Source organism: Anaeromassilibacillus senegalensis, from assembly GCF_001261775.1.
GTDB lineage: Bacteria > Bacillota > Clostridia > Oscillospirales > Acutalibacteraceae > Anaeromassilibacillus > Anaeromassilibacillus senegalensis.
Genome location: NZ_LN868538.1, coordinates 342,673 through 369,622 on the forward strand (window position 1 = coordinate 342,673; position 26,950 = coordinate 369,622).

General features: G+C 54.7%; 20 protein-coding genes and 1 other annotated feature. Of the genes, 8 read left to right on the forward strand and 12 right to left on the reverse strand.

The features are described 5' to 3' along the window. Window positions 1-297: 297 nt before the first annotated feature. From BN2106_RS11880 to BN2106_RS11900, 5 genes are all read right to left on the reverse strand, one after another. Entirely contained in the window at window positions 298-834 is a 537-nt protein-coding gene (locus BN2106_RS11880) for an HdeD family acid-resistance protein (protein ID WP_050698800.1), read from the reverse strand. A gap of 117 nt (window positions 835-951) precedes the next feature. Beyond that, a complete protein-coding gene (locus BN2106_RS11885) occupies window positions 952-1,782 on the reverse strand; it encodes an Mrp/NBP35 family ATP-binding protein (RefSeq protein ID WP_050698801.1) in 831 nt (276 codons plus the stop codon). A gap of 109 nt (window positions 1,783-1,891) precedes the next feature. Further along, the gene (locus tag BN2106_RS11890) at window positions 1,892-2,851 is read right to left on the reverse strand and encodes an NAD(P)H-dependent glycerol-3-phosphate dehydrogenase (protein ID WP_050699457.1); all 960 of its coding nucleotides are present in this window, start codon (window positions 2,849-2,851) and stop codon (window positions 1,892-1,894) included. Window positions 2,852-2,984: 133 nt separating this feature from the next. Next, entirely contained in the window at window positions 2,985-4,481 is a 1,497-nt protein-coding gene (locus BN2106_RS11895) for a sensor histidine kinase (protein ID WP_242846323.1), read from the reverse strand. Further along, window positions 4,468-5,151, reverse strand: coding sequence for a response regulator transcription factor (locus BN2106_RS11900; RefSeq protein ID WP_050698803.1), 684 nt, complete (start codon window positions 5,149-5,151; stop codon window positions 4,468-4,470). The genes BN2106_RS11895 and BN2106_RS11900 overlap by 14 nt, the downstream gene beginning before the upstream one ends. Window positions 5,152-5,374: 223 nt before the next feature. Further along, window positions 5,375-5,627 (forward strand) — a binding site (T-box leader). A 150-nt stretch (window positions 5,628-5,777) separates the two neighbouring features. On the opposite strand from BN2106_RS11900, the gene BN2106_RS11910 reads away from it, so the two are divergent. Genes BN2106_RS11910 through BN2106_RS11920 form a run of 3 tightly spaced genes read left to right on the forward strand, consistent with a single transcriptional unit; the run spans window position 5,778 to window position 8,510 of the window. Further along, on the forward strand, window positions 5,778-6,788 hold the full coding sequence (locus tag BN2106_RS11910; RefSeq protein WP_050698805.1) for an ABC transporter substrate-binding protein: 1,011 nt from the start codon (window positions 5,778-5,780) through the stop codon (window positions 6,786-6,788). 23 nt (window positions 6,789-6,811) lie between these two features. After that, window positions 6,812-7,726, forward strand: coding sequence for an ABC transporter permease (locus BN2106_RS11915; RefSeq protein WP_050698806.1), 915 nt, complete (start codon window positions 6,812-6,814; stop codon window positions 7,724-7,726). Beyond that, window positions 7,704-8,510 (forward strand): ABC transporter ATP-binding protein, encoded by an 807-nt coding sequence (locus BN2106_RS11920; RefSeq protein WP_050698807.1) that lies wholly within the window; start codon window positions 7,704-7,706, stop codon window positions 8,508-8,510. The genes BN2106_RS11915 and BN2106_RS11920 overlap by 23 nt, the downstream gene beginning before the upstream one ends. 227 nt (window positions 8,511-8,737) lie before the next feature. Here BN2106_RS11920 and BN2106_RS11925 read toward each other — a convergent pair whose 3' ends face one another. From BN2106_RS11925 to BN2106_RS11950, 6 genes are all read right to left on the reverse strand, one after another. Continuing rightward, complete coding sequence (locus BN2106_RS11925; protein ID WP_050698808.1) at window positions 8,738-10,207, reverse strand: NADP-dependent glyceraldehyde-3-phosphate dehydrogenase; 1,470 nt, start codon at window positions 10,205-10,207, stop codon at window positions 8,738-8,740. 582 nt (window positions 10,208-10,789) lie between these two features. Continuing rightward, window positions 10,790-11,008 carry a DUF3006 domain-containing protein gene (locus BN2106_RS11930; RefSeq protein WP_050698809.1) on the reverse strand — a complete coding sequence of 73 codons (219 nt, stop codon included), beginning with the start codon at window positions 11,006-11,008 and terminating at the stop codon, window positions 10,790-10,792. A 70-nt stretch (window positions 11,009-11,078) separates the two neighbouring features. After that, a complete protein-coding gene (locus tag BN2106_RS11935) occupies window positions 11,079-11,996 on the reverse strand; it encodes a ComEC/Rec2 family competence protein (RefSeq protein WP_050698810.1) in 918 nt (305 codons plus the stop codon). A gap of 1 nt (window position 11,997) precedes the next feature. Further along, window positions 11,998-13,875 (reverse strand): YgiQ family radical SAM protein, encoded by a 1,878-nt coding sequence (locus BN2106_RS11940; protein ID WP_050698811.1) that lies wholly within the window; start codon window positions 13,873-13,875, stop codon window positions 11,998-12,000. 166 nt (window positions 13,876-14,041) lie between these two features. Further along, on the reverse strand, window positions 14,042-16,645 hold the full coding sequence (locus BN2106_RS11945; protein WP_050699458.1) for an FtsK/SpoIIIE family DNA translocase: 2,604 nt from the start codon (window positions 16,643-16,645) through the stop codon (window positions 14,042-14,044). A gap of 116 nt (window positions 16,646-16,761) precedes the next feature. Then, on the reverse strand, window positions 16,762-17,574 hold the full coding sequence (locus BN2106_RS11950) for a ClpP family protease (RefSeq protein ID WP_242846347.1): 813 nt from the start codon (window positions 17,572-17,574) through the stop codon (window positions 16,762-16,764). Window positions 17,575-18,194: 620 nt separating this feature from the next. On the opposite strand from BN2106_RS11950, the gene BN2106_RS11955 reads away from it, so the two are divergent. The 3 genes from BN2106_RS11955 to BN2106_RS11965 all read left to right on the forward strand — a co-directional run bounded on the left by BN2106_RS11955 (window position 18,195) and on the right by BN2106_RS11965 (window position 22,109). Beyond that, on the forward strand, window positions 18,195-20,129 hold the full coding sequence (locus BN2106_RS11955) for an aconitate hydratase (RefSeq protein WP_050699460.1): 1,935 nt from the start codon (window positions 18,195-18,197) through the stop codon (window positions 20,127-20,129). 26 nt (window positions 20,130-20,155) lie between these two features. Further along, a complete protein-coding gene (locus BN2106_RS11960) occupies window positions 20,156-21,367 on the forward strand; it encodes an NADP-dependent isocitrate dehydrogenase (RefSeq protein ID WP_050698812.1) in 1,212 nt (403 codons plus the stop codon). An 85-nt stretch (window positions 21,368-21,452) separates the two neighbouring features. Beyond that, the gene (locus BN2106_RS11965) at window positions 21,453-22,109 is read left to right on the forward strand and encodes a redox-sensing transcriptional repressor Rex (protein ID WP_050698813.1); all 657 of its coding nucleotides are present in this window, start codon (window positions 21,453-21,455) and stop codon (window positions 22,107-22,109) included. Window positions 22,110-22,268: 159 nt separating this feature from the next. Here the strand turns inward: BN2106_RS11965 and BN2106_RS11970 are convergent, their stop codons facing one another. Beyond that, complete coding sequence (locus tag BN2106_RS11970; protein ID WP_050698814.1) at window positions 22,269-22,808, reverse strand: flavodoxin family protein; 540 nt, start codon at window positions 22,806-22,808, stop codon at window positions 22,269-22,271. A gap of 350 nt (window positions 22,809-23,158) precedes the next feature. On the opposite strand from BN2106_RS11970, the gene adhE reads away from it, so the two are divergent. Beyond that, on the forward strand, window positions 23,159-25,861 hold the full coding sequence (gene adhE / locus BN2106_RS11975) for a bifunctional acetaldehyde-CoA/alcohol dehydrogenase (protein ID WP_082236488.1): 2,703 nt from the start codon (window positions 23,159-23,161) through the stop codon (window positions 25,859-25,861). Between the two features lie 157 nt (window positions 25,862-26,018). Further along, window positions 26,019-26,870, forward strand: coding sequence for a DegV family protein (locus BN2106_RS11980; protein ID WP_050698815.1), 852 nt, complete (start codon window positions 26,019-26,021; stop codon window positions 26,868-26,870). Window positions 26,871-26,950 lie beyond the last annotated feature (80 nt).

The window sequence follows — 26,950 nt, forward strand, 5'->3', positions numbered from 1 at the left end:
TTTTAAACCGGCTTTCTCTTAACCATTGCATCTATAAATAGTTAATACTATGAATAATGTATGATTATAAGCCTTTTTTGATCTTTGTCAAGCGAACCCTGAGACTCTTCACAAATAATTAACAGAACCTTCATACAGCAAAAAACAGAGCTGTATCACAATTGGCAGAATCCATAAAAACCGGCTGAATAGACGAATCCCCCCGCCAGCGGCGAGGGGAATCACTCTTATACTGCCAATATTCTATGCAAAATTTGCATCGTGATACAGCCCGGTTTTATGTGTATCATCTATTTCTCAATCAATTTTCAGCCGGTTTTCAAACCACCACATAAAGAGCGCCGCCGCCCCCTGCAACAGGAAAATCACGCCCATCATGACGCCGATGATGTTGATCGCAATGATTGGGCGGATGAACGAGATAAAACCCAAAAGGACGCACGCCGCGCCCACCAGAGCCATCCAATACCAGCCCTTCACCCCAAATTTTTTGAGGTCCAATCCATCGACCAGGCGAAGCACGCCGGAAAACACGACCCACAAGCCAAAAATATAGGGAATGATGGCTTCTGTCACCACCTGGTTGCACATGACAAACAGGCCCAGCAGCGCGGTCAGGATCCCGTTCGCCAACAGCCATCCAACGCCGTACATCGCGCTGCGCGCAAATACATAAATGCCGATTTCCGCCAGGCCGGTAATCAGCATGGCAAGCCCAAATACGATGGTCAGGGACAGAATGATGGACGTCGGTGCGATGATCGCCAGCACCCCCGCAAAAATCAACACAATCCCGGAAATCAGCCAAAGCGTCTTGGAAACCCCTTGTTTCATATAAACCCCTCTTATCTCAAAATGTACTTTATGTCCTATTATACCCTACCATTTATAAAAAAGAAACGAAAATCGCCCCGATTTTTGTAAAAATCAGGGCGATTTTAAAAACACAGCTTAAAGAGCCTCCACGGCGTCCGCGGCAGCATCCAACCAATCCGCGTTCACCAACTCCGCCAGACCGGCGTCGTAATTCTTTGCAACCTCCGGATCGATCGGGAGCTTGCCGAGCACCTTCAGGCCAAAGGTTTCCGCCGTTTGCTCCACATGGCTGTCGCCGAAGATCTTAATTTCCTTATCGCAGTCCGGACATTTGACATAGCTCATGTTCTCCACAATGCCGATGATCGGCACGTTCATCATCTTCGCCATATTGACCGCTTTTGCAACAATCATGGATACCAGCTCCTGCGGAGAAGTGACGATTACAATGCCGTCCAGCGGGATACTCTGAAACACCGTCAACGGCACGTCGCCGGTTCCGGGAGGCATGTCCACAAACATGTAATCCACATCCGCCCATACCACATCGGTCCAGAACTGTTTGACTGTATTGGCAATGATCGGGCCGCGCCACACAACCGGTGCGCTCTCGTCTTCCAGCAGCAGGTTGACCGACATGATGTCGATGCCCGTCTTGGTCTTCGCGGGGAGGATGCCAAATTCACTGCCCATCGCTTTTTCATGCACGCCGAACGCCTTCGGGATGGAAGGGCCGGTAATGTCCGCGTCCAGCACCGCGGTATGTGCGCCGCGGCGGTTCAGCAGGACCGCCAGCATGGAGGTCACCATGCTTTTACCGACGCCGCCCTTGCCGCTGACCACGCCGATTACTTTTTTAATGCTGCTCATCGCATTGGGCTTTTCCAGAAAATCCGCAGGATTGGACTGGCGCGAGGAACAATTTTCCCCGCAGCTGCTGCAATCGTGCGTGCAGTTTTCACTCATACAGATATCTCCTTTATCGCCTCTCACGGCAAAAATCCGCCCGTATCTTACCGGACGTGTTTTCTATTGTAATAAACTATACCAAATTTGTCAACAAAGAAAGGAACGGTCAGAATTCTTTTTTCAGGCTCCGCAGGAAGAGGTCTGTCAAAACCCGGTTCGGTTCCGCCTTTTGATTGACCACTGCGTCGACCGCACGGCAGATCGGCATTTCCACCCCGTACAGTTCACTCAGGCGCAAAAGAGCGGTCGTCGTCGCCACACCTTCCGCCAATTCCCCATATGGTTCTCCGCGCACAAACGCCTCGCCAAAGCGGCGGTTGTGGCTGTACTCGGAAAAAATGGTGGCCTGGTAATCTCCCAGATGGCTCAGGCCATAAGCGGTGATCTCGCTGCCGCCCATCGCCTTGATCAGACGGGCCACCTCGCGCGTGCCGCGCGCCATCAGCGCGCCCTTCAACGCCGTTTTGTTCAGTCCGTCCAGCATACCGGCCGCAATGCCGATGACGTTCTTCGCCGCGGCTCCCACCTCGTTGCCGATGAGGTCGCTGCCGTAATAAAACCGAATCAGGTCGCTGGAAAATGCCTGAACCAGCATCTCCTTTGCCTCCGGGGAACGGCTGTCAATCACCATACAGTTAGGGATGCCCGCCGTAAAGTCCTGCACATGACCCGGCCCCACCCAAATGGAAACCGTTGTCGTTTTGGGCACATACTGCTCCACAATCTGTGTCAGGCGGTTACCCGTATCCGCTTCCAGACCTTTCATACAGAGCACAATCGCCTTGTCGTTCAGGTCAAGCACGGACAACTGCTGCATCAGCATGCGCAAGCTCTGCGCCGCGATGGAAATAATCAAAATCTGCGCGTTCTGCACAGCCCGGCTCAAATCGCTGGTCAGCTGTACGGAATCTCCTAACGTTACCAAACCATTTGACCGTGTTTCTTTCAATTCCGCAAAGCGTTTGGAACCATCCCGCCCATACAGGGTAACCGTATGATGCAACCGGTCTGCATACCAGGCCAGAAAACTTCCCCAACGTCCGCATCCAATCACCGATATATTCATAAAAAGCCGCACGGGCGTGCTCCCCAACCCGCGCGATGCCCCCTTCCATTTATAGATATATCTTATTGTACCATATTGGAGGACGATGCAACAGGATTGAAACCAAAAAGAGGAAGATTTGTAAATTTTCTTATCAGCCGGGCTCCGTATTCATATCCAGCTCAAACCAGAAGGTGCTTCCCACGCCCTCTTCGCTCTGCACGCCGTACGCGCCGCCGTGCATGTCCAGGATGGTCCGGACAATGGAAAGCCCCAGCCCGGTACCGACCTGCGCGCGTTTGTGGGCTTTGTCCACCTTGTAATAGCGCTCCCAAATATCCTTGAGCTTATCCTGCTCGATGCCTTCCCCGGTATCGCGCACTTCAATGCGGACTTTACTGCCCAGCTCAAGCTGACGCACATAGACGCATTTGTCCGCGCCGGTATAGGTCAGCGCATTGTTGACCAGGTTGTACACCACCTGAGAAATTTTCAGCTCGTCCGCATAGACCTCCACATTCCGTCCGGCGGTAAAGCTGATATTATAATCCGTCAGCTTGTTATACCGCTTCAGGATATTGCGAATGCTTTCCGTCAGGTCGTATACGCTCCGGGTCAGCGTCTGCGTGCCGGACTGCATCTTGCTCAGGTCCAGCATATCATTGACCAGCGTTGTCAACCGGTTGGCCTCGTCGATGATGACCTGCACATTCTCCGGTGTGTTTTCGCCCGGCAGGTCGCGCATGACCTCGCTGTACCCCGTGATCATGGTCAGCGGCGTGCGCAGGTCGTGGGAAACGTTGGCAATCAGGTCGCGGCGCAGCGTCTCCACCTTGGAAAGCTCCTTCGCGGCATAGTTGAGCGTTTCGCCCAGCTCCGCGATCTCCCGGTAGCCCCGCTCCAGGAATTCGACGTTGTAGTCGCCGTGCGCCAATCCCTTCGCGGACGAATTGATCTGAATAATCGGGCCGGAAATCCTTCTGGACATGAACAGCGCCAGCACAATGGCAAGGCCCAGCATGATCACCGTGATCCACATCAGCTGGATGCGCAGCGTCTGCACCGTCGCGCCGACCGGCGAGATGGTGGAGTTCAGCAGCACCAGCAGCTTGCGCCCGTTTTCCCGCTCCACAATAAAGGTATAGATCATATTTTCCGGTGCATCGGGGTCCTCCCCGCGGTACGTACGGCGCTGCAGATCCGGCGCCGTCTTGAGATTGTCGCTGAAGAACGTCTCAAAATAGGTGCCGCCGTTGCGGTCCGTCAGCATATAGATGGCCGCGCGCTGCAGCGGATTCAGTCGATGAATGACGCAGCTCGGCGAGGCGTCCTCCGAGTAGAACAGGTCTCCAAATTCATCCGATACAATGATGCAGACCTGGTTATTCTGAGAAAGCTTGCTCAGCTGCATGCCCAGGTCGTCGGAATTAATGCCTTTTTCAATGGTCTGCGCGGTATCCTTGATTTCCCGAATCTTTATAAATCGGTAAAAATCGTTCAGGAACATGGTTTGGAACACCCACAGAAGGACCAGGATCACAGCCGCAAAAATGGCAAAGCCGCTGAACAATCCCCATTTCATGCTGATCCGGCCATGCGGTCCGTGGTGAAAGCGCTCCTCTATCCGTTCCCAGCGCTCACGAAACTTCAAAACGGTAGCCAACTCCCCTCAGCGTTACAATAAACTTGCTGTATTGCTTCAGGCTTTTTCGCAGCAATTTGATATGCGTGTCCAACGTGCGGTCGTCCCCGTAAAAATCGTACCCCCATACGTTGGTAATCAGATTTTCGCGCGTCAGGGCAATGTTGCGGTTGCGCGCAAAATAAAACAGCAGGTCGTACTCCTTGGGGGAAAGGTCCGCCTTCTCCCCATCGATGGTCACAATGCGTCCTGTGAAGTCGATTGTCAGGCCCTCGAAGCTGACCTGCTCCTTCTGCGGCTGGTCCGGCGCGGGCTGGGCGCGCTTCATAATGGCGTTAATGCGCATCATCAGCTCTTTTGGGGAAAAGGGCTTGACCACATAGTCGTCAATGCCCAATTCAAAACCGTGGATTTTATCGTATTCCTCGCCGCGTGCGGAAAGCATCAGCACCGGCGTGGAATTGGATTTGCGGATTTCCCGCACGGCAGAAAAGCCGTCCAGCTCCGGCATCATGACGTCCATGATGATAATGTCAAATTCGTTCGGGTGTTCCCGGCAAATGCCGACGGCCTCCATGCCGTCTTTTGCCTCTGTGACGGTATGCCCTTCAAATACGGCGTATTTTTTAATCAGCTCGCGAATTTTATCCTCGTCGTCCACTACCAATATGCGATACATGCATGCACTCCTCCTTATTTATATTGATTGTCGCATGCCACTGTGATGATTTTGTGACGGTTACAGGAGTTTTCTCATTCCAATGCCATCGTACTACAAACCGGATAAAAGGGCAATATTACAGCCTTACTTTTCCACAAAGTATCGTAAGGTATTAAGAGAAATCCGTCTTCCGCTTGACAAAAGAAAGGCCGCGGCATATAATAGCAGACAAAGAAAACATATCAAACCGATGACCGAGAGTAGTACGCAGGCATAGGGACCACACAGAGAGCCGCAGGCGGTGGAATTGCGGCGGGAAACAGCAGGCGGAATGGACTTGGGAGGGCAAAATGAACGGCTTTGCGCCCAGTAGCTTTTGACGGGGACTCCGCCCGTTATCAGGGGAGCATGCATTTTTCATTGTGCATGAACAAAGCGGGCGAATTTTCGCCAATCCGGGTGGTACCGCAGGAGTTACAGCTCTTGTCCCTGTTTTACAGGGGCAAGGGCTTTTTTTTTCAAATCGACCTTGTTCAGGAGGTGGTGTCCTTGGCGGATGGCTGGCGTTTCCTGTATCCCTGTCCCGGTCGCCGGGACGTTCCCTCAACAATTATGATAAATCAACTTTCAGGAGGAATTTACCGATGAAACATCTTTTGAAAAAAATGGCGGCCCTGATGATGAGCGCCGTATTGGCGGTAACCTGTATTGCATGCGGCGCCCCTGCCGGCAGCAGCGCCGGCGGCCAGAATGAAACAATCAAGATCGGTGTGATCCAGTTTGCCGCGCATCCTTCCCTGGACAACTGCTACAACGGTTTTGTACAGGGACTGGAGGAAGCGGGCTTTAAAGATGGCGAAAACCTGGAGATCGACTTCCAGAATGCGCAGAATGACACTTCCAACAGCGACCTGATCGCCAAAAATATGGTTGCCAAGAAATACAGCCTGCTTGCAGGCATCGCGACGCCGTCCGCCATGAGCGCCTACGCCGCCGCGAAGTCCACAGACATCCCGGTGGTATTCACCGCCGTTTCCGACGCGGTCGCGGCGGGCATCGTACAGAGCAATGAAAAGCCCGGCGGCAACTGCACCGGTTCCTCCGATGTGCTTCCGCTGGAACAGCAGGTACAGATGATCCGCGCGTTCCTCCCGGACGCAAAAAAGATCGGCATTCTGTACACCACCAGCGAGCCAAACTCCGTCTCACAGCTCAAGGAAATCAAAGAGATTGTCAAGGAGTACGGCTTTGAAATCGTCGACGTCGGTGTGACGAGCGCTTCCGAAGTGGCGGCGGGCGCGGCAACGCTGATTGCCAAAGGCGTGGACTGCATCAACAATTTTACCGACAACAACGTGGTGGATAACCTCTCCACGGTGTTACAAGCCGCCAACGAGGCGAACATTCCGGTCTTTGGCTCTGAGGAAGAGCAGGTTAAAAACGGCTGTCTGGCCTCCATGGGCATCGATTACGTGGCGCTCGGCAAAGAAACCGGCAAAATGGCCGCACAGATTCTGAAGGGCGAGGCAAAGGCTGGCGACCTGCCTGTTTTTATGGTAAAAGATTACGCGCCGGTTTACAACGAGTCGGTCCTCAACGCATTAGGGCTTTCCCTCCCCTCTGCATATGCAGACGCAACGGCACTGAGTAAATAAACAGAAAGCAGGTTCCGATTTTTATGGATATCGCACTTGGTCTACTGATCAACGTCCTGGAAGAAGGCTTTATCTATGGCATCATGGCAATTGGCGTCTACATCACTTACACGGTGCTGGATTTTCCGGACCTTTCGGTGGACGGCACCTTTCCGCTGGGCGCATGCGTTACGGCGGCGCTGATCACCGCGGGCGTCAATCCGTGGCTGGCCTGCCTGATTGCATTTGTATGCGGCGGGCTGGCTGGCTGTATCACCGGATTTCTGCATGTCAAGCTGGGGATCACCGATCTGCTCTCCGGCATTCTGGTGATGACGGGCCTGTGGAGCGTCAACCTGGTGATCACCGGCGGCAGCTCCATTCTGCCCTTCTACAACAGGAATACCATTTTTAACGCCGGTCCCGCCGCGCTCCTGCCGGAGGCGGCGTCCCCCTATCGCATTGTGATCTTTGCGGGAATCGTCTGTCTGATCGTCAAGCTGTTGCTGGACGCGTATCTGAAAACCAGGTCCGGCCTGCTGCTGCGCGCATCCGGCAACAATGCGCAATATGTCACCTCTCTTGGAAAAAACCCCGGCACCATGAAAATCATCGGCCTGGCGATTGGAAACGCCTGCACCGCGCTGGCGGGCTGCATTCTCGCGCAGCAGGGCGAATCCGCCAACGTCAGCAGCGGCACCGGCATGGTGGTCATGGCGCTGGCCTCCGTAATCATCGGCACCAGCCTGTTCCGCAAAGTAAAGTTTATCAAGCCGACCCTGTCCGTCGTGTTGGGCGCGATTCTTTACAAGGCCTGTCTGGTGATCGCCATGCAACTGGGTCTGCCGACCAATTTCCTGAAGCTGCTGATGGCGGTGCTGTTCACGCTTGCGCTGGTTTCCAACAACCTGCTGTCCGGAAGGAGGAGAAAGCAACATGTCAATCCAACCCAAATCTGACGGCAACGCGCTTGTGCGGATGGAACACATCTACAAGACGTTCAATCCGCATTCCGTCAACGAAGTCGTTCTGTTTCAGGACTTCAATCTCTCCATTGCAGAAGGGCAGTTTGTCTCCGTGGTGGGCAGCAACGGGTCCGGAAAGACCACCATTTTGAACCTGCTGTGCGGCAGTATCCCGGTCGACAGCGGAACCATTACGGTGGGCGGGCGGGACATCACGCGATTAAAAGAATACCAGCACTCTAAATTCATTGGGCGCGTTTTTCAGGATCCCGGCAAGGGCACCTGCCCCGAACTGACGATTCTGGAAAACATGGCTCTGGCGGACAACAAGGGCGGCGCTTACAACCTGCGGCGCGGCGTCAACAAAAAGCGGATCGATGCATACCGCACGCAGCTGGAGCTGTTAAAGCTCGGGCTGGAGGATAAACTCAATCTCTCTGTGGGCAGCCTTTCCGGCGGACAGCGGCAGGCGCTCGCCCTCCTGATCTGCACCATGACACCCATCGACCTGCTGATTCTGGACGAACACACCGCCGCACTGGACCCGAAGTCCTCGGAAAACGTGATGCAGCTGACAGAGCGCATCGTGCGTGAAAAAAAGCTGACCACGCTGATGGTGACGCACAACCTGAAATTTGCGATCAACTACGGCGACCGGCTGGTTATGATGCATCGCGGCTCCGTTGTGCTGGATGCGGCAAGCGAACAGAAATCCGTCCTCAGCACCCGCGACCTCACCGAAAAATTCAACCAAATAAGCCTCGAAGACGGCAACTGAGCAGGGCAGGCTGAGCCTGCACGCACGGCCCGCCCATCACATTGCCGAATGAAAACACGCGCTGATGCGGGACGGAAATAACAAATACCTGTTTTTATCCTTTCGATATGTCTGATAATATCCTTTGCGCAAATGATGTAATAAACATAAATTGAAAAAGGCGCTCTTGCGCGGCTGATTCAGCTGGCAAGAACGTCTTTTCTATTTATAAATCCACCAATAGCCGGTTATGATAAATCTTCGTCGCGCAGGTTCACGGTAATCGCCTTCGGCCGGGTCATCGCCTCAATGGAGTAGCGGATGCCCTGCGTTCCCATACCGGAGGCCTTGACGCCCAGGAACGGGAAGTGGTCCGGCCCACGCTCCGTCTTGTTGTTGATCTGCACGGTGCCAACCTCCAGCTGTTCCGCGATGGAAAACGCCTTGTTGATGTCGTTCGTAAAGACGGAAGACTGCAAACCGTATTCCGATTGATTGGCAATTTCAATTGCCTGTTCAATGCTCTTCACCCGGATAACCGGCAAAATCGGCGCAAACGGTTCGATCCACGCAACCTCCATCTCCTTTGTCACGTGGTCCAGGAGCGTGGGATATACCAAATTTTTCTCGCGTTTATTCCCGGTCAGCAGATGAGCGCCTTTTTCCAGCGCGTCCTCAATCAGCTTCTGTGCCGACTCCGCGGCCTTTTCATCGATCAAAGGCGTGATCATCGCGCCTTCGCGCGGGTCGCCGACTTTCATCTGTTCCACGCGGGCTTTCAGTTTTCCCACCAGCTGGTCCGCCACCGCGTCCGTCGCCAGCACGCGTTTTACCGCCGTGCAGCGCTGCCCGGAATAGGAGAAGGCGCCGTCCGCGATGGTATTGGCCGCAAAGTCGAGGTCTGCGTCCTCCAGTACAATTGCGGCGTCCTTGCCGCCCAGCTCCAACAGCAGGGGCGTCATGCGGGCCAGGCTGGAGATATGCTGCCCGATTTCCGTACTGCCGGTGAAGTTGATAAAATCAATCCCATCCTGTGTCACAATATAGTCGCCGATTTCACTGCCGCGCCCTGTAATTGTATTGAGCACGCCGCCCGGCAGCCCGGCGCTCTGCAAAACATCCGCCAGATGCAGCGCGCTGACCGCGCCCTGTGTGGCAGGCTTGAGCACCACCGTGTTGCCGCCGATCAGCGCCGGGGCAATCTTGGAAACAGAAAGGTTGACCGGGTAGTTAAACGGGGAAATTGCCAGCACAGTTCCCAGCGGCACCCGGCGCACAAAGGACATTTTCCGGCGCGAACCGCCGGGGAAGTTCTCTCCGCTGATGGCCTGCCCCTCCATGCTCTTTCCCATATCCGCCGTATATCGAAGCAGGTCCGCAGAACGGACAATCTCAGACAGCGCCGACTTTCGTTCCTTGGCCACCTCCATGGTCAGGATATCTGCGATCTCCTCCGCGCGCTCCACCAGCAGATCCGCCGCGCGGTAAAAAATTTCCGCCCGTTCATGAATGGGCCACTCCGCCCATGTCTTTCCGTGCAGCTTTGTATCCTGAATGGCTTCTGTGACCTCTTCCTTTGTCATGGCCTGTATTTTACCGACCAGACTGCCGTCCACTGGTGACCGGATTTCCAGCAAATGGCCTGATGCGGACTCTACCCATTCCCCATTTAAAAGGTTCCCGTAGACGGTTTCTCCCTGTATGGTATTCTGAAACATATGTCAGCCCCCTTTTGATTCTCCTTCATAGTATTCTCTTTCTGAAAGGAAAATACACGGTATGGCGCCGACAAAGGGAAAACAGACCTTGTTATGAATTACAGCGTAAAGCAAAATGTGTTTTTCCGCTTTTCTGGACCTCCGGTCAGGACGCGCCTCCGGCGGGAACCATTTTCACCTTGCAGACAATGGTTAGAAAGTGTTTTTCCGCTTTTCTGAAAAGCGGCGGGATCAAAGGGCAGCGGACGTGCAACGTCTTTCGCGGACCTCCGGTCAGGACACGCCTCCGGCGAGGACCATTTTCACCTTGTGGCAATTCTTAAAATATGTTTTTCTCCGCTTCTGAAAAGCGGCGATGGTCGTTTAGAATCTCGAGCGAGGCTTTAGCCTCAAGCGAGCGTCCCGACAGGAGGTCCTCTTTCTGAGAAAAGCGAGTGGGAACGAGTGATATCGTTCTTTGTAGACCCTATATGCTGCCGCACAGACTTCTAGGGCCATTGCAGTTTGTATCCTGCAACGGCCCCATCGCTTTTATTCTCCCAAAATTTTGCGCAGAACATGCATCTATGATACATATTCTTCTTATTTCCACAGGCCGTCCTGCAACTTTTTCACCTTGGAACGGCGCGCCGCTGTCTTCTCTTCGTTGACCCGGATGGTTCCTTCGTCGTCGATTTCCAGAACCGATCCTTCCGCCGCGCCCTGCGGCAGCTCCGACGCCTCAATGGCAAAGAGCTTCTGCTCCTCGTTTTCACAAATGGCAAACGTACCCTCAAACCGGTCGATGACCAATATCCGCACAGGAAATTCCTCCTTTTTGTTTCACTTTCTCTAATCATATCGGAAATTGCGCCGGGATGCAAGAGGCGCTTCAGCGTTCCGTCAAGAGCCGCACTTCTTTCCCGTCGCTCAGGAACAGCAGCGTACCGCTGACATCCGTGCGGCACACCTCTGTTCCCGCCGCTTGCAGGCGGCGCAATACCTTCACTCTCGGCAAATTATTTCTGTCATTCGCAACGGAAATGGCTGCAAACCTTGGAGTCACGGCATTCAGCAGCGCTTTGCCTGTGGAGGTCTCACTTCCGTGATGGCCGACCTTCAGTACATCCGCCTTGAGCGTTCGATTTTGCGCCAGAAGTGCCTCCTCTTCCTCCAGCTCAGCATCTCCCATCAGTAAAAAGAAAGTGTTCTTATACGCAACGTAAAGAATCAAGGAGGCATTATTGAGACTTTTCGCTTCAACCTCCGGCTGATAAATGGTAACGCTCGCTTTTCCCAGCGAAAATGACTGCCCATCTGCCGCATAGACCGGCTCCATCTCCTTTTGGGCCAGCGCGTTTTTCACCGCGCGGAATTCCTCCGTATCCGGCAGCAGGGAATCGGGGAGCCTTGGGCAAAGATAGGTTCCCACGGAAAAGTCCTTCAGCACTTCCGCCAGGCCGCCGATGTGGTCGGCGTCCGGGTGGGTGTTAACCACATACCGCAGGGAGTCCCAGCCGCGCCGACGAAGGTAACGGATAACCTCTTCCCCGCGGTCCGCCGTACCGCCGTCCACCAGCATTGCTTCCCCGCCGCATTCCAGCAGCAGACTGTCCGCCTTGCCTACTTCCAATACATGCAGAGAGAATGGCATATCATCCGCGGCATCGGAAAAATCGTTTAAACTAAAAAATTTGCCCAGCCTGTGCCAGCTCCCCGCTGAAGCCGGAATACATGCGCAGGCCAGCACCAACACGGCAAGGAGGATCATCCCGGGCCGCAGCGCGTTTTTCTGCAAATCTCCGTGCATATTATTTTCTCTTTCTGACGGCGGGCTTGCCGCGTTTCTGCGGCTTCCTCTGGCGGTTTCTGTCCGGTACTTCTCTTTTTATGCCGGGAATTGTTCCCCACACCAGGCAGTTTTCGCCCTTACCGATCAGGTCCGTGCGGCCCGCCAGCTTCAGCGCCTCGATCACCAGCGGCTTGTTCTTCGGAATAAAATACTGCATCAGCGCGCGCTGCATTGCCTTTTCTTTGTTGTCGCGCGGCACATAGACCTCCTTCATCGTGTACGGGTCCAATCCCGTATAAAACATGCAGGTTGAAATGGTGCCGGGCGTCGGGTAAAAATCCTGCACCTGCTCCGGATGCAGGTGGTTTTTCTTGATGAACAGCGCCAGTTCCACCGCGTCCTGCAAGGTACTGCCTGGATGAGAGGACATCAGGTATGGCACCAGGTACTGTTCCTTGCCAACTTCCTTGGTCAGCTTGAAAAAGCGCTTCTGGAACGCGAGGTATATTTCGATATGCGGCTTGCCCATACAGTCCAGCACGCGTGCGGTGCAGTGCTCCGGCGCGACCTTCAGCTGCCCGCTGACATGATGCTCCACCAGCTCCCGGAAAAAAGAATCGTCCTTTTCCTCCATCAGGTAATCAAACCGAATCCCGGAGCGGATAAACACTTTCTTTACCTTGGGGAGAGCGCGCAGTTTGCGCAGCATGTCCAGATATTCGCTGTGGTCCACCTGTAAAGCCGGGCACGACTTCGGCGCCAGACATTTTTTGCCCGGACAAAGTCCTTGCGTTTCCTGCTTTTTGCAGGACGGCTGGCGGAAGTTTGCTGTCGGGCCGCCCACGTCGTGGATATACCCCTTGAAATGTGGGTTCGCTGTCAGAAGCTTTGCCTCGCGCAGGACAGATTCCTCACTGCGCACGGTGACCGCGCGCCCCTGATGGAACGCAATGGAGCAGAAATTACACGCTCCAAAACAGCCGCGGTTATGTGTGATGGAAAATTCCACCTCCTGAATCGCGGGAACACCGCCCAGCTTTTCATAGCTGGGATGATACGTCCGCTCATAGGGCAGCTCATATACCGCATCCAGCTCCTCCTGTGTCAGCGGCGCCATCGGCGGATTCTGAACCAATATTCGGTCCCCGTGGCGCTGGATCACCCTTTTTCCGCGCACCGCGTCCTGCTCATCCTGCTGTTTCCGGCAGGAGACCGCGTACTCCCGTTTATTTGTACTGACCTGCTCAAAGGAGGGGCATTCCACCGCCGGGCCGGGCCGGTATTCTCTGGTGGGAACCAGATAGCAGGTGCCGCGCACATCGGTGATGTTTTGGATTGGCTCTCCATCCAGCAAGCGCCCGGCAATCTCAACCGCCTGTTTTTCTCCCATTCCATAGGAGAGCAGGTCCGCGCCGGACTCCGCCAGAATCGAAGGGCGCACCCGGTCGTCCCAATAGTCATAGTGGGCAAACCGGCGAAGGGACGCCTCCAGCCCGGCGATGATCACCGGTGTATCCGGATACAACGTCTTCAGCTTCTGCGTATAAACGATGGTCGCGCGGTCCGGGCGCAGGCCTGGCTTGCTTCCCGGCGAGTACGCATCCGTTTTCCGGCGGTTTTTGGCAACGGTGTAATGCGCAACCATGGAATCGATATTCCCGGCATTGACCAGGAACGCCAGCTTCGGCATGCCAAAGCGGCGGAAATCCTCGTCCGTGCGCCAGTCGGGCTGGGATAGAATCGCCACACGGTATCCATAGCTTTCCAGCACACGCGAAATGATCGCCGTGCCAAAGGTTGGGTGGTCGACATAGGCGTCGCCCGTCACCAGTACAAAATCTGGCGCGTCCCAGCCGCGCTGCTCCATCTCTTCTTTTGTGATCGGTAAAAAAGCCATATTGATTCCCCTGTTATAAAATAGGAGGTTGTATCACCGCAGAATGCATATGCAAAGATTGGCTAAAGACAATTCTCCCCCGCCTTTGACGGGGGAGAACCACTCTTATTCAGCCGAAATTTCACGCAAGCCGTGCATTATGATACAGGCTCCGGTTATTTGAAAACTAGCCCTGCTGGCTGTTTTGCTCATCGTTGACGCGCATGCTCATCTCCAGCCATTGCTGATAGGTGATCAGAACCTGTCGCGGCTTGCTGCCTTCGTGCGGACCAACAATGCCCATCTGCTCCATCTCATCGATCAACCTGCCCGCGCGGGCATAGCCCAGACGAAGGCGGCGCTGCAAAAGGGATGTGGACGCCTGACCGGCCTCCACCACACATTTGATCGCCTCCTGCATCATCGGGTCGGTGTCAGAGGGATCCGTATCCGCGCCGTTGCTGCTCTTTTCGGCCACGGCGTTCTTTTCGATCTCCTCCACAATGCCCTGGTCGTAGCCCGGCTCCTGCGATTTCTTTACAAAATTAACGACGCTTTCAATCTCGCTGTCGCTGACAAAGCAGCCCTGAATACGGATCGGTTTGGGTGAACCCACCGGAGAAAACAGCATGTCGCCGCGTCCCAGCAGTTTTTCCGCGCCGCCCATATCGAGAATCGTGCGGGAATCCACCTGGGATGAAACCGCAAACGCAATGCGGCTGGGGATGTTGGCCTTGATAATGCCTGTAATGACGTCCACGGAGGGACGCTGCGTCGCAATGACCAGATGCATACCGGCGGCACGCGCCATCTGCGCCAGACGACAAATGGAATCCTCCACCTCGTTCGGCGCGGCCATCATCAGATCCGCCAACTCGTCGATGATAATGACGATCTGCGGCATGTGCTGCATCGGCTGCCCATCCTCCGTCTGGTAATTGCAGGAGGACGCCAACCGGTTATACGCCGCCAGATCGCGCACATTGTTTTCCGCAAAAATTTTATAGCGTTTGAGCATTTCCGTCACGGCCCAACTCAGCGCGCCCGCCGCTTTGCGCGGATCGGTCACCACCGGGACCAGCAATTGCGGGATGCCGTTGTAAATTCCCAGTTCCACGACCTTCGGATCGATCATCAAAAAGCGGACCTCGTCCGGCGTGGATTTGTACAGCAGACTGACAATTAAAGAGTTGATACAGACCGATTTACCGGAACCGGTGGAACCGGCAATCAGCAGATGGGGCATCTTCGCCAGATCTGCCGTGGCAATCGCACCCGCAATGTCGCGGCCCAGCACGACGGTCAGGCGGCTTTTGCTGGTGGCAAACGCATTGGATTCGATCAGCTCGCGCATACGCACCACGCTGACCTTCTGGTTCGGCACCTCAATCCCCACGGCGGCCTTACCCGGAATCGGCGCTTCGATCCGCACGCCGGAAGCCGCAAGATTCATCGCGATGTCGTCCGCCAGATTGGTGATCTTGCTGATTTTAACGCCCGACGCGGGCTGCAGCTCGTAGCGGGTGACCGCCGGGCCACGGGATATATCCAGAATTTTCGTCTGCACGCCGAAGCTCTTGAGCGCTTCGACCAGACGCTTTCCGTTCGTCTGCAATTCATTTGCAATTTCCGACTCATCCACCGCCTTGGAAACCTCCAGCATGGAGGCGGGCGGGAAATGATAATCCCCGTCCATCGGCGGCTCGTCCAGCATGGTGAGCTGAATTTCCGGAGCGGGTTTGACTGGTTCCGGCGGCTTTTTCTCCGTCATTTTGCGGATAAACGCGGCGGCGGCCTCTGTGGAACCAGAGGGGTCCTTGACCGGCTCCACCGCCGATTCCGTCGGCTGCAATCCGATCGGTTTGCTGAGCGCTTCTGCGGTTTCTACCGGATCCGGTTTCGGCTTCTCTTTATTGAGCACCGGGTCCGGTGTGCTGAAGACCTTCTCCAGCTTTTCCAGCTTCTCATTTTTAACCGGCTTTGCCGACTTCACCGGATGTGCGGGCAGCTTGTTTTCGTCCTCCGCGTCCAGCGCGATGTCGATGGAATCCTGCCGGTTCCGCTCCATCTGCCAGCGCTCCCGCGCCTCGCCGATGTTGCTGGCAACCGCCTCCGCCGGCTTGGTCACCGCACGGAACAACTGCACCAGACTGGTGCCGGTTAAAATCATAACCGCCACAAACAGGAGCAGAATAATGACAATCCGCGCGCCGACGCTCCCCAGCGCCGCCACCAGAGGAATGCCGATCAACCCGCTGACCAGTCCCGCGCCGCTGCGGGAAATGCCCTCGCCGTACAGGCTTCCCAGCTCCTGGAAGTAGGACACGCCCACGGCGGAATGCTCTGCAAAGATATAGAAAGCGGCGCACACCAGCACAATGATGCCCACCATCAGGCCAACCCGGCCCCGCGTCCGGCTGCTCTTTCGCTCAAAGGCCGTGACAACCGATATGTACAGCAGCAGCACCGGCCACAGGATGGAACAGGTGCCAAACAGGCCCATCAGAACGCTGTGCAGCCAGAACCAGACATGGTCGCCTTCAATCAACACCAGGCACGCCATGAATATGGACAGGGCAAACAGCAAAATTGCGACGATCTGGTTGCGCTGCTTTGCCTCCTCCGCGCGTTTCGCCTCCCGCTCCTCTTTGGTGAGCTTCGGTTCCTGCACGCGCCGGTTTGCGGCGCGCTGTTTTTCCGCCTGGCGGCGAGTCTTTGGATCGGGCGCCGCTCGTTTGGGAGGGGCCTTCTTTTTGGGGCTTTGCGTTTGTTTTTCGTATTTTCCAGCCACTTTATCACCTGATTTCAAGCGGTAAACGCTTGTATAAATTTTTAAAGTCTGCAAATTATGTAAAAGCGCGGCGAACCGCGCTTATCAACTCTTTCATTCCGCCGCAAAGCTATATTTTACGCTTTCTTGCCGGTTTTCTTTGTCGATTTGGCGGGCTTCTTTGCCGCCTTCTTATCCTTGTCGATCATCTTATACAGGCAGTCGATCGCATCGGACAGGCTGCCCAGCGAATCGATCAGCCCTTCCCGCACAGCATCCGGGCCGTCCAGCACGGTGCCGACATCCATCACAAGTTCTTCCGTGTTCATCGCCAGGTCGTAAAACCGCTGTGGTGTGATGTGGGAATTGTCCGTGACAAACTGTGTGATCCGCTCCTGCATGCGCTGGAAATACTCCAGCGTCTGCGGCACACCGAGCATCAGGCCGTTCATACGTACCGGATGAATGGTCATGGTCGCGCTTGACGCGATGAACGAATGCTTGGCCGCGACCGCAAGCGGCACACCGATGGAATGTCCGCCGCCCAGCACCAGGGAAACCGTGGGCTTTTTCATTCCGGCCACCAGCTCCGCGAGTGCAAGGCCCGCCTCCACATCGCCGCCCACCGTATTCAGGATGATCAGAAGGCCGTCAATGCGCGGCTCTTCCTCAATTGCCACCAGCTGCGGGATCACATGTTCGTATTTTGTGGTCTTGTTCTGTGACGGCAAAACGTTATGTCCTTCGATTTGCCCGATGATGGTCAGGCAGTGGATCATATGGCGCCCGTCGCCCGTAATAACCGAGCCGGTGTCGACAATCTGTTCCGTTTGCCGCCGCTCTTCGTCGCGCGCGTCGTTTTGCTCTTTATTTTCTCCGCTATCATTGCTGTCATTATTGCTCGCCGGCGGGACGATAGAATACCGCGCGGCACGCATGGCAGAATACATTTTGTCCAAATTTGCCACCTCCTACCGCATTAGTGTGCCGGGGAAACCGCCGTTCATACGCGGCTCCGGCACAAAAATTGCCATACAGGCGCAAGTTTGTTCTGTTTGCATTTATTATACCATAAAGAGGTGAAGCCTTCATCATATCGGAACAATGTTCGCCCAATCGTCAAAATCTCTGATTTTGGTAACGCCGTGCGGTTATTCAATCATGCCCTTTATGCAGAACGGTTCGCATCGCGCAGCAATTTAACAAACTGTTTTCAGCTGGCATGATTCAATGTTCTCTCAGCCGTCGGAAGCTCTGCTTTTGGTCACGGCGTGAGGTTATTATTCCATTAAAGAGACACAGTCTCTATCACAACGGAACAATGTTCGCCCAGGCGTCAAAATCTCTGATTTTGGTAACGCCGTGCGGTTATTATACCATCATTTACAGTGTCCATCAAGTGTGCAGCAAACGGCTGTTTTTCCTGCACAGAATCCGTTCCTTCCGCACCGACAATTCCTGTGAATATATTGACAATCTGATCAAATTGACCGATAATAGGAATAATAAAAATCTGATTAGAACGATAAGGATCGGAAATCGGACAAGAATGAATGGAGGAACGATCAGTATGGGATTGACTTTAGCGCAAAAGATCATCAAAAACCATCTCGTCAGCGGTGAAATGACCGTTGGCAGCGATATCGGCCTGAAAATTGATCAGACCCTGACCCAGGACGCCACCGGCACAATGGCTTACCTGGAATTTGAAGCGATGGGCGTACCGCGCGTCAAAACGGAACGCAGCGTCGCATACATCGACCACAACACCCTGCAGACAGGCTTTGAGAACGCGGACGACCACCGCTTTATCCAGAGCGTTGCCAAAAAACACGGCATTTGGTTCTCCCGCCCCGGCAACGGCATCTGCCACCAGGTACATTTGGAGCGCTTTGGCATTCCGGGCAAAACGCTGATCGGTTCCGACAGCCATACGCCTACCGGCGGCGGACTTGGCATGCTTGCGATGGGCGCAGGCGGACTGGACGTGGCGGTCGCGATGGGTGGCGGCGCGTACTACATCACCATGCCGAAAATGCTGCGTGTCAACCTGACCGGCAAGCTCTCCCCCTGGGTTTCCGCGAAGGACGTCATTTTAAAGGTTTTGCAGATTCTCTCCGTCAAGGGCGGTGTGGGCAAAATCGTAGAATACGCGGGCGAGGGCGTTAAAAGCCTGACCGTCCCGGAGCGCGCAACCATTACCAACATGGGCGCGGAACTGGGCGCGACCACCTCTATCTTCCCCTCCGACGAAATAACCCTTGACTTCATGAAAGCGCAGGGACGCGAGGCGGACTGGGTGGCGCTGGCCTCCGATCCGGACGCCGTTTACGACGAAGAAATTGCAATCAATCTCTCCGAACTGGTCCCGATGGCCGCCTGCCCGCACAGCCCGGACAATGTAAAATCCGTGGACGAGCTGGGTGCAATCAAGGTCGACCAGGTCTGCATCGGCTCCTGCACCAACTCCTCCTATCTGGATTTGATGCGCGTAGCGGCCGTCCTCAAGGGCAAGACCGTACATTCTGATGTAAGCCTGTCCATTGCGCCGGGCTCCAAGCAGGTTTACAATATGTTGGCGCAGAACGGCGCGCTTGCCGATTTGATCGGTGCGGGCGCGCGCATTCTGGAATGCGCCTGCGGCCCGTGCATCGGCATGGGCCAGTCCCCGAACTCCAACGGCATTTCCCTGCGCACCTTCAACCGCAACTTCGAGGGCCGCTCCGGCACTGCGGACGGACAGGTCTATCTGGTCAGCCCGGAGACCGCGGCAGCTTCCGCCATCACCGGCGTGCTGACCAATCCGCAGACCCTCGGTGCAGAAGCGCCGGTCGCGCTGCCGGAGAAGTTCCTGATCAACGACAACATGGTGGTCGCTCCCGCGCCGGAGAGCGAGATGGACCAGGTGGAAGTCCTGCGCGGCCCGAACATCAAGGAATTCCCCACCACGGAGGCGCTGGAGGACACCATCACCGCAAAGGCCCTGCTGAAGGTCGGCGATAACATCACCACCGACCATATCATGCCGGCCGGCGCGAAAATTCTGCCGTACCGCTCCAACATCCCCTACCTGAGCAATTTCTGCTTCGCCGTGTGTGACAAGGAATTCCCGGCGCGCTGCAAGGAATACGGACAGGGCATTGTGATCGGCGGCACAAACTATGGGCAGGGTTCCTCCCGTGAGCATGCGGCGCTGGTTCCGCTGTATCTCGGCGTGAAGGCCGTCATCGCCAAGAGCTTTGCGCGCATCCACTGCGCCAACCTGGCAAACGCCGGCATCATCCCGCTGGTCTTTAAAAATGAGGCTGATTACGATGCGGTGGACCAGATGGACGAGCTCCAGCTGCCGGACATCCGCACCGCCATCGCGGGCAATACCAAAATCATGGTCAAAAATCTGACCAAGGGCACGGAATTTGAAGCGGAAGCGGTCCTCTCCGACCGCCAGCGCGAAATGGTGCTCGCAGGCGGCCTGCTGAACTATACCAGGGAACAATCCAAATAAAATAAATCGCTCGGGAGGGACACCCCATGGCTGATAAAATTCAAATGACAACCCCGCTGGTCGAGATGGACGGCGACGAAATGACCCGCATCATCTGGAAAATGATCAAGGACATTCTGCTCAATCCCTATATCGACCTGAAAACGGAATATTACGATCTGGGTCTGAAGCATCGCGACGAGACGAATGACCAAGTTACCTTTGACAGTGCGGAGGCCACCAAGAAATACGGCGTCGCCGTCAAATGCGCCACCATCACCCCGAACGCCGCGCGCGTAGAGGAATACAACCTGAAGGAAATGTGGAAATCCCCGAATGGCACGATCCGCGCCATTCTGGACGGCACGGTGTTCCGCACACCGATCCTGGTCAAGGGGATCACCCCCTTTATCCCCACCTGGAAAAAGCCCATCACCATTGCACGTCACGCTTACGGCGACGTATACCGCAATGTGGAGATGCAGATTCCCGCGGGCGCGAAAGCGGAGCTGGTTGTGACGGATCAGGACGGCAACGAGAGCCGTTCCACCATCCACGATTTCCAGACGCCCGGCATTATCCAGGGGGTACACAATCTGGATAAGAGCATCGGCAGCTTTGCCCGTTCCTGCTTCAACTTTGCGCTGGACACCAAACAGGACATCTGGTTTGCCACAAAGGACACCATTTCCAAGCAGTACGACCACCGCTTTAAGGATATTTTCCAGGAGATCTTCGACGCGGAATACAAGGAGAAATTCGACGCGGCAGGTATTGAGTATTTCTATACCCTGATCGACGACGCGGTTGCACGCGTGGTCCGCTCCGAGGGCGGGTACATCTGGGCCTGCAAAAACTACGACGGCGACGTAATGAGCGACATGGTCGCCACCGCGTTCGGCAGCCTGGCAATGATGACCAGCGTGCTGGTCTCCCCGGACGGCGTGTATGAATACGAAGCGGCGCACGGCACGGTTCAGCGCCACTACTACAAGCACCTGAAGGGGGAAAAGACCTCCACCAACTCCATGGCGACGCTGTTCGCATGGACCGGTGCATTGCGTAAGCGCGGCGAATTGGACGGCAACGCAGCACTGGAAGCGTTTGCCGACAAGCTGGAACAGGCTTCCATCCAGACCATCGAAGAAGGCGTGATGACCGGCGATCTTGCCAGCCTTTCCAACCTGCCCGGCAAGACCGTTGTCGATACGGAAACCTTCCTGAAAGAGATCGACAAACGCCTTGCTGCCATGCTGTAATCCAGACCACTTTTTAAACGCCGAAATTGCAGGCGGGAAACAGAGCGTTGCTCTTGCCGCCTATTTTTGAAAGGACCTTGCAACCATGCCAAAACGGGATAATATATCGATGTCCGTCATCCGGCGGCTTCCGCGGTATTACCGCTTCCTGAAGCTACTGAACGAAAAGGGCGTCACACGCATCTCCTCTACCGAGCTCTCCGCCAAGCTCGGCCTGACGGCTTCCCAGATCCGGCAGGACCTCAACTGCTTCGGCGGATTCGGCCAGCAGGGCTACGGTTACATGGTGGACCAGCTCTGTACGGAAATCGGTAATATTCTGGGACTGTCTCATTCCTACAAGGCCATTTTGGTCGGTGCGGGCAACCTGGGAAGGGCAATTGCCTCTCATCTCTCCTTTGAAACGGAAGGGTTCATTCTGGCGGGCATTTTTGATAACTCTCCGGATAAAATGGGAGAGACCATCAACGGGTTGGTGGTGCGCAGCACGGACGTGATGGATCAGTTCTGTCTGGCAGAGAAACCGACGATGGCGGTACTCTGTGTGCCGCGCGCCGCGGTTGGTACCCTGAGCGACCGGCTCTATGGGCTGGGTATCCGCAATTTTTGGAACTTCAGCCACTACGACATCACCATGAAATATCCGGATACCATTGTGGAAAACGTCCATTTGAACGACAGCCTGATGACGTTGTGCTACCGGATTACCAATTCCCCCCCCGCGGAAACAGCAAAAAAATAAGGAAACTATCAAAAACGGTACAGCAGAAGCTGTACCGTTTTTTGATTTACATGCCAAAAGTCGTTTTATTCCTCCACTCAATAAATCCTGTTTGTATTATTTATGACCTATAATACAAACAGGCCTATTAAAAACAGAAAACGGCTCTTTTCAGCAACATTAAACATGTTTTCCCATCTCATACGCCTGCTGCATGGCGGGGCTGTTTTTGATCTCTCCGATCTGCCAGGCTCCTGTTCCATAGATGATTCCTTTTTCCTGCGCGCCATGCAGGCAATCCTCTGTAAAGCCGCGGAATCCTTCTATGGTCCGCCGCATCATGCCCACATCGGTATCGGCGGCAGTCACAATGAAATAGAAATCCTTGTCTGAAATCTCCGTGTAGCGTGGAACGGTACGGTCAATCAGCGTCTTCATCTGCGCATCCATGGAGTAAAAATAGACCGGCGTTGCCATGACAATCACATCCGCTTCTATCATTTTACGCAGAATTTCCTCCATGTCGTCCTTTTGCACGCAGCGGTGTGTCGTGTTACAGACGCCGCAGCCGGTACAGTACCTAATTTCGTGGTCGCGCAGAAATATTTTCTCTGCCGAACCGCCCGTTTCTTCCACCCCGCGCATGAACGCATCGCAAAGCAAGTCCGAATTTCCGCCTTTTCTCGGGCTGGCGGACAGCATCAAAACTTTTTTACGCATTTTTCCCTCTTTCTCCGCCGCAAGATTTATGCGGCGGTAAACCTATGTAGTGGACCAAATGATCTTTCATGCAAAGCCCTGTTTCAACAGTCTAACACTTGGAGCAAACTCCAAGTCAAGAGATTTTTTTATTACATGAAGAAAATCATCAGATTTTCCACTTCTAAACGTAACAAAAAATCCTTTCCTATCAGGCCAACCGGGAAAGCACTCAGGAACTAAGAAAACACAGCTCTTTTTTATCTCCTTTTTTCACTTGTTAAAACGCCCGGCAATTCCGTAAAACGGCATATTTGTTTTCTCCACAGGACATAATAACGCATATCAAACGCAGAACGGGAGGAAACAGCATGCCTGAAGAGAATACACATAGAGTTCCCGTCGTGAAACGGGCGGACCCGGTAAAAGCACAAACCGATGTAGCCATCGAGGCCGCCGCACGGGAACGCGCGACGGAGCCGCAGGAAGACGTCAATGAAATGATCAACCGCCTGGTGAAAAAAGCCAACACCGCACTGGAACAATTTATGGAGATGGAACAGGAGCAGGTGGACAACATTGTGCATGCCATGGCGCTGGCCGGCCTGAAAGAGCATATGCGCCTGGCAAAGCTCGCCTTTGAAGAGACGGGCCGCGGCGTCGTGGAAGACAAGATTATCAAAAACATGTTTGCGACGGAATATATTTGGCACTCCATTAAAAATCAGAAAACCGTCGGTATCGTCGACGAAAATGAGCTGGAGGACTATGTGGAGGTCGCGGAACCGGTCGGCGTCGTCGCGGGCGTGACCCCTGTGACCAACCCGACCTCCACCACCATGTTTAAGTCCATGATCTGCATGAAAACGCGCAACCCGATTATCTTCGGCTTCCATCCCGGCGCACAGGCTTCTTCTTCCGAGGCGGCGCGCGTGATGTACAACGCGGCGGTTAAAGCCGGCGCACCGAAGGACTGCATTCAGTGGATCACCGCGCCGTCCATTGCGGCTACCAACGCGTTGATGAACCACCCCGGCGTTTCGCTGGTTTTGGCGACCGGCGGCAGCGGCATGGTCAAAGCCGCTTACAGCACCGGCAAGCCGGCGCTGGGCGTCGGCCCCGGCAATGTGCCGTGCTATATTGAAAAGACCGCCCGGCTGGAACGCGCCTGCACGGATCTGATGCTGTCCAAAACGTTTGACAATGGTATGATCTGCGCTTCGGAACAGGCGGTCATCGTGGACGAGGTCATAGCGCACGACTTTGAGCGCATCATGGCGGATAACAACTGCTATTTTCTCAATGAAGCGGAGATTGAGAAGGTGTCCAATTATGTCATCAATCCGCAGACGCAGGCTGTCAATCCCGACATTGTAGGAAAACCTGCCCGCTGGATTGCAGAGCAGAGCGGCGTCCATGTGCCGGAGGGAACAAAAATCCTGATCGCACGCTTGCAGGACGTGGGACCGGACTACCCGCTCTCACGTGAAAAGCTCTCCCCTGTTTTGGCTTACTTTGTTGTCAAGGACAGCCGCGAGGGCTTTGCCATGGCGAAAAAAATGCTGGAGCTGGGTGGCTTGGGCCATTCCGCCGTCATCCACTCCACCGACGAAGATCTGATCAAGGCCTACGGCAAAGAGATGAAGGTGGGCCGCGTCATCTCCAACTCTCCCTCCTCGCAGGGCGCGATCGGCGATATTTACAACACCAATACGCCCTCTTTGACGCTGGGCTGCGGCTCCTACGGCCACAATTCCACGACCTCCAACGTCTCCTCCGTCAACCTGATCAACAAGAAGCGCATTGCGCAGAGAAGGGTTAATATGCAGTGGTTTAAAATCCCGCCGCAGATTTATTTTGAGGAAGGCTCTGTGCAATATCTGGAGAAAATGCCAGACATTGAACGCGCGTTCATTGTGACGGACGCCACGATGGTCAAGCTGGGATATGTGGACAAAGTTCTGTATTACCTGCGCAAGCGGGCGGTTTACTGCCATTCCGAAATCTATGCCGATGTGGAGCCGGATCCGGATGTGTCCACCATCCGCCGCGGCGTGGAAGCAATGCGCATCTTTGAACCGGATGTCATCATTGCGCTGGGCGGCGGTTCCGCAATGGATGCTGCCAAAGGCATGTGGCTGTTCTACGAGCATCCGGAGACCTCGTTCGACGGCCTGCGGCTGAAATTCCTTGACATCCGCAAACGCGCCTACAAATTCCCGCGTCTGGGAGAAAAGGCAAAGCTGGTGGCGATCCCCACCACTTCCGGCACCGGCAGCGAGGTGACTTCCTTTGCCGTCATCACGGACCGGCAGAACGGTAATATCAAATACCCGCTGGCAGACTACGCGGTGCGCCCCGATGTCGCAATCATCGACCCGCAGTTTGTCCGCGACCTTCCCAAAGCCGCTACGCGCGACACCGGTCTGGATGTGCTGACGCACGCAATTGAAGCATATGTTTCTATTATGGCAAGCGACTACACGGACGGGCTGGCACTACAGGCAATCGGCATGGTATTCGACTACCTGCCGCGCGCCTACCACAACGGCGGCGCTGACCCGGAAGCCCGCGAGAAGATGCACAACGCCTCCTGTATCGCAGGTATGGCGTTCACCAACGCATTTCTGGGATTGAACCACTCGATGGCGCATAAGCTGGGCGGCGAATATCACATTCCGCATGGACGCGCCAATGCGGTCATTCTCCCCCATGTGATCGCCTATAATGCTCAAAAGCCCACCAAATTCCCGGCATTCCCCAAATATGAGAAGTTCATTGCGGACCAAAAGTATGCCAAGATCGCGGAGTTTATCGGCTGCCGCGGGAAAACGACGGAAGAGAGCGTGCACAATCTGATTGAGGCGATTTACCGTCTGGAAAAAGAACTGGATTGCCCCACCAGCATCCAGGCTTGCGGCGTGGACGAAAAGATCTTCTTTGACAATTTACAGGCGCTTTCCGAGCGAGCGCACGAGGACCAATGCACCACGGCAAACCCACGCTACCCGCTTATCAGCGAAATCCGCGACATCTACGCAAACTCTTATTTTCCGCCTCACACGCACGCCTGACGCAGGCGTGGCAGGGCAGCCCGGCGCAGTTTGACGCCGGGTTCTGCCTCTGCTTGACTTTTGTGCAAAATGCCGTTATAATCTTGTTACGAATATCAGGTAATACCATGTTTTTTATTACATATAAGATAGAATCATAAGATGGGAAGGCTGTAAAATGAACAAAGACAAAGTAGCAGTTTTAACGGATTCCGGCGGAGATATCCCCGCAGCGCTGGCGGAAAAATATCATATCTACCAGATTCCACTAAAAATTCTCTACAAGGAACGTGAATACCTGGACGGCGTCGATATCACGGCCAACACCGTCTACGCCATGCTGCCGGTCGAGGTTCCCAAAACGTCCCTTCCCGGCGGCGACCATATTAATACGATCCTGGATCGGATTAAAGCCGACGGCTATGAAAAGGTCTTCGTCGTATGCATTTCCAGCGGGCTCAGCGGCACCTACAACGTGATGAAAATCCTCTGCGAGGATTACGAGGGGCTGGACTGCTATGTCATGGATACAAAAAACATCTCCATCGGCAGCGGATTCTTTGCCCTGCGCGCGGCGCAATATCTGGAAAATGGAATGGGCTGGGAAGAGCTGATCGACACCCTTCCAAAACAGGTGGGCAACTGCCGCATCTTCTTCTGTGTGAAAACTCTGGAATACCTGCAAAAGGGTGGGCGCATCGGCCTGGTTGCGGCGGCGTTGGGCACTGCCCTCAACCTGAAACCGGTAATCTCCTGTAACACAGAAGGGATCTACTATACCGTTGCAAAGGCATTGGGCCGCGGGCAATCCATCCGTAAAATTGAAACGCTGGCACAGAATGCCGCCGGAGACAGTGAGGTGGAACTGGCGATCATGCATGGCGCGGCACAGGATGAGGCAAATCTCATCAAGGCGGACTTAAAAACGCGCATTCCCAAAGGAAAAATCGTGGTGGAAGGACAGATCAGCCCCGCGTTGGGTGTTCACACCGGCCCCGGATTGCTGGGCATAGGGGTATTTAAAAAATAACCTGGCAGCTGTTTCTGCCAGATTCTGCTTTGTATCATAAAAGAACCCGGTTCCTGCTGTGCAGGAACCGGGTTCTTTTA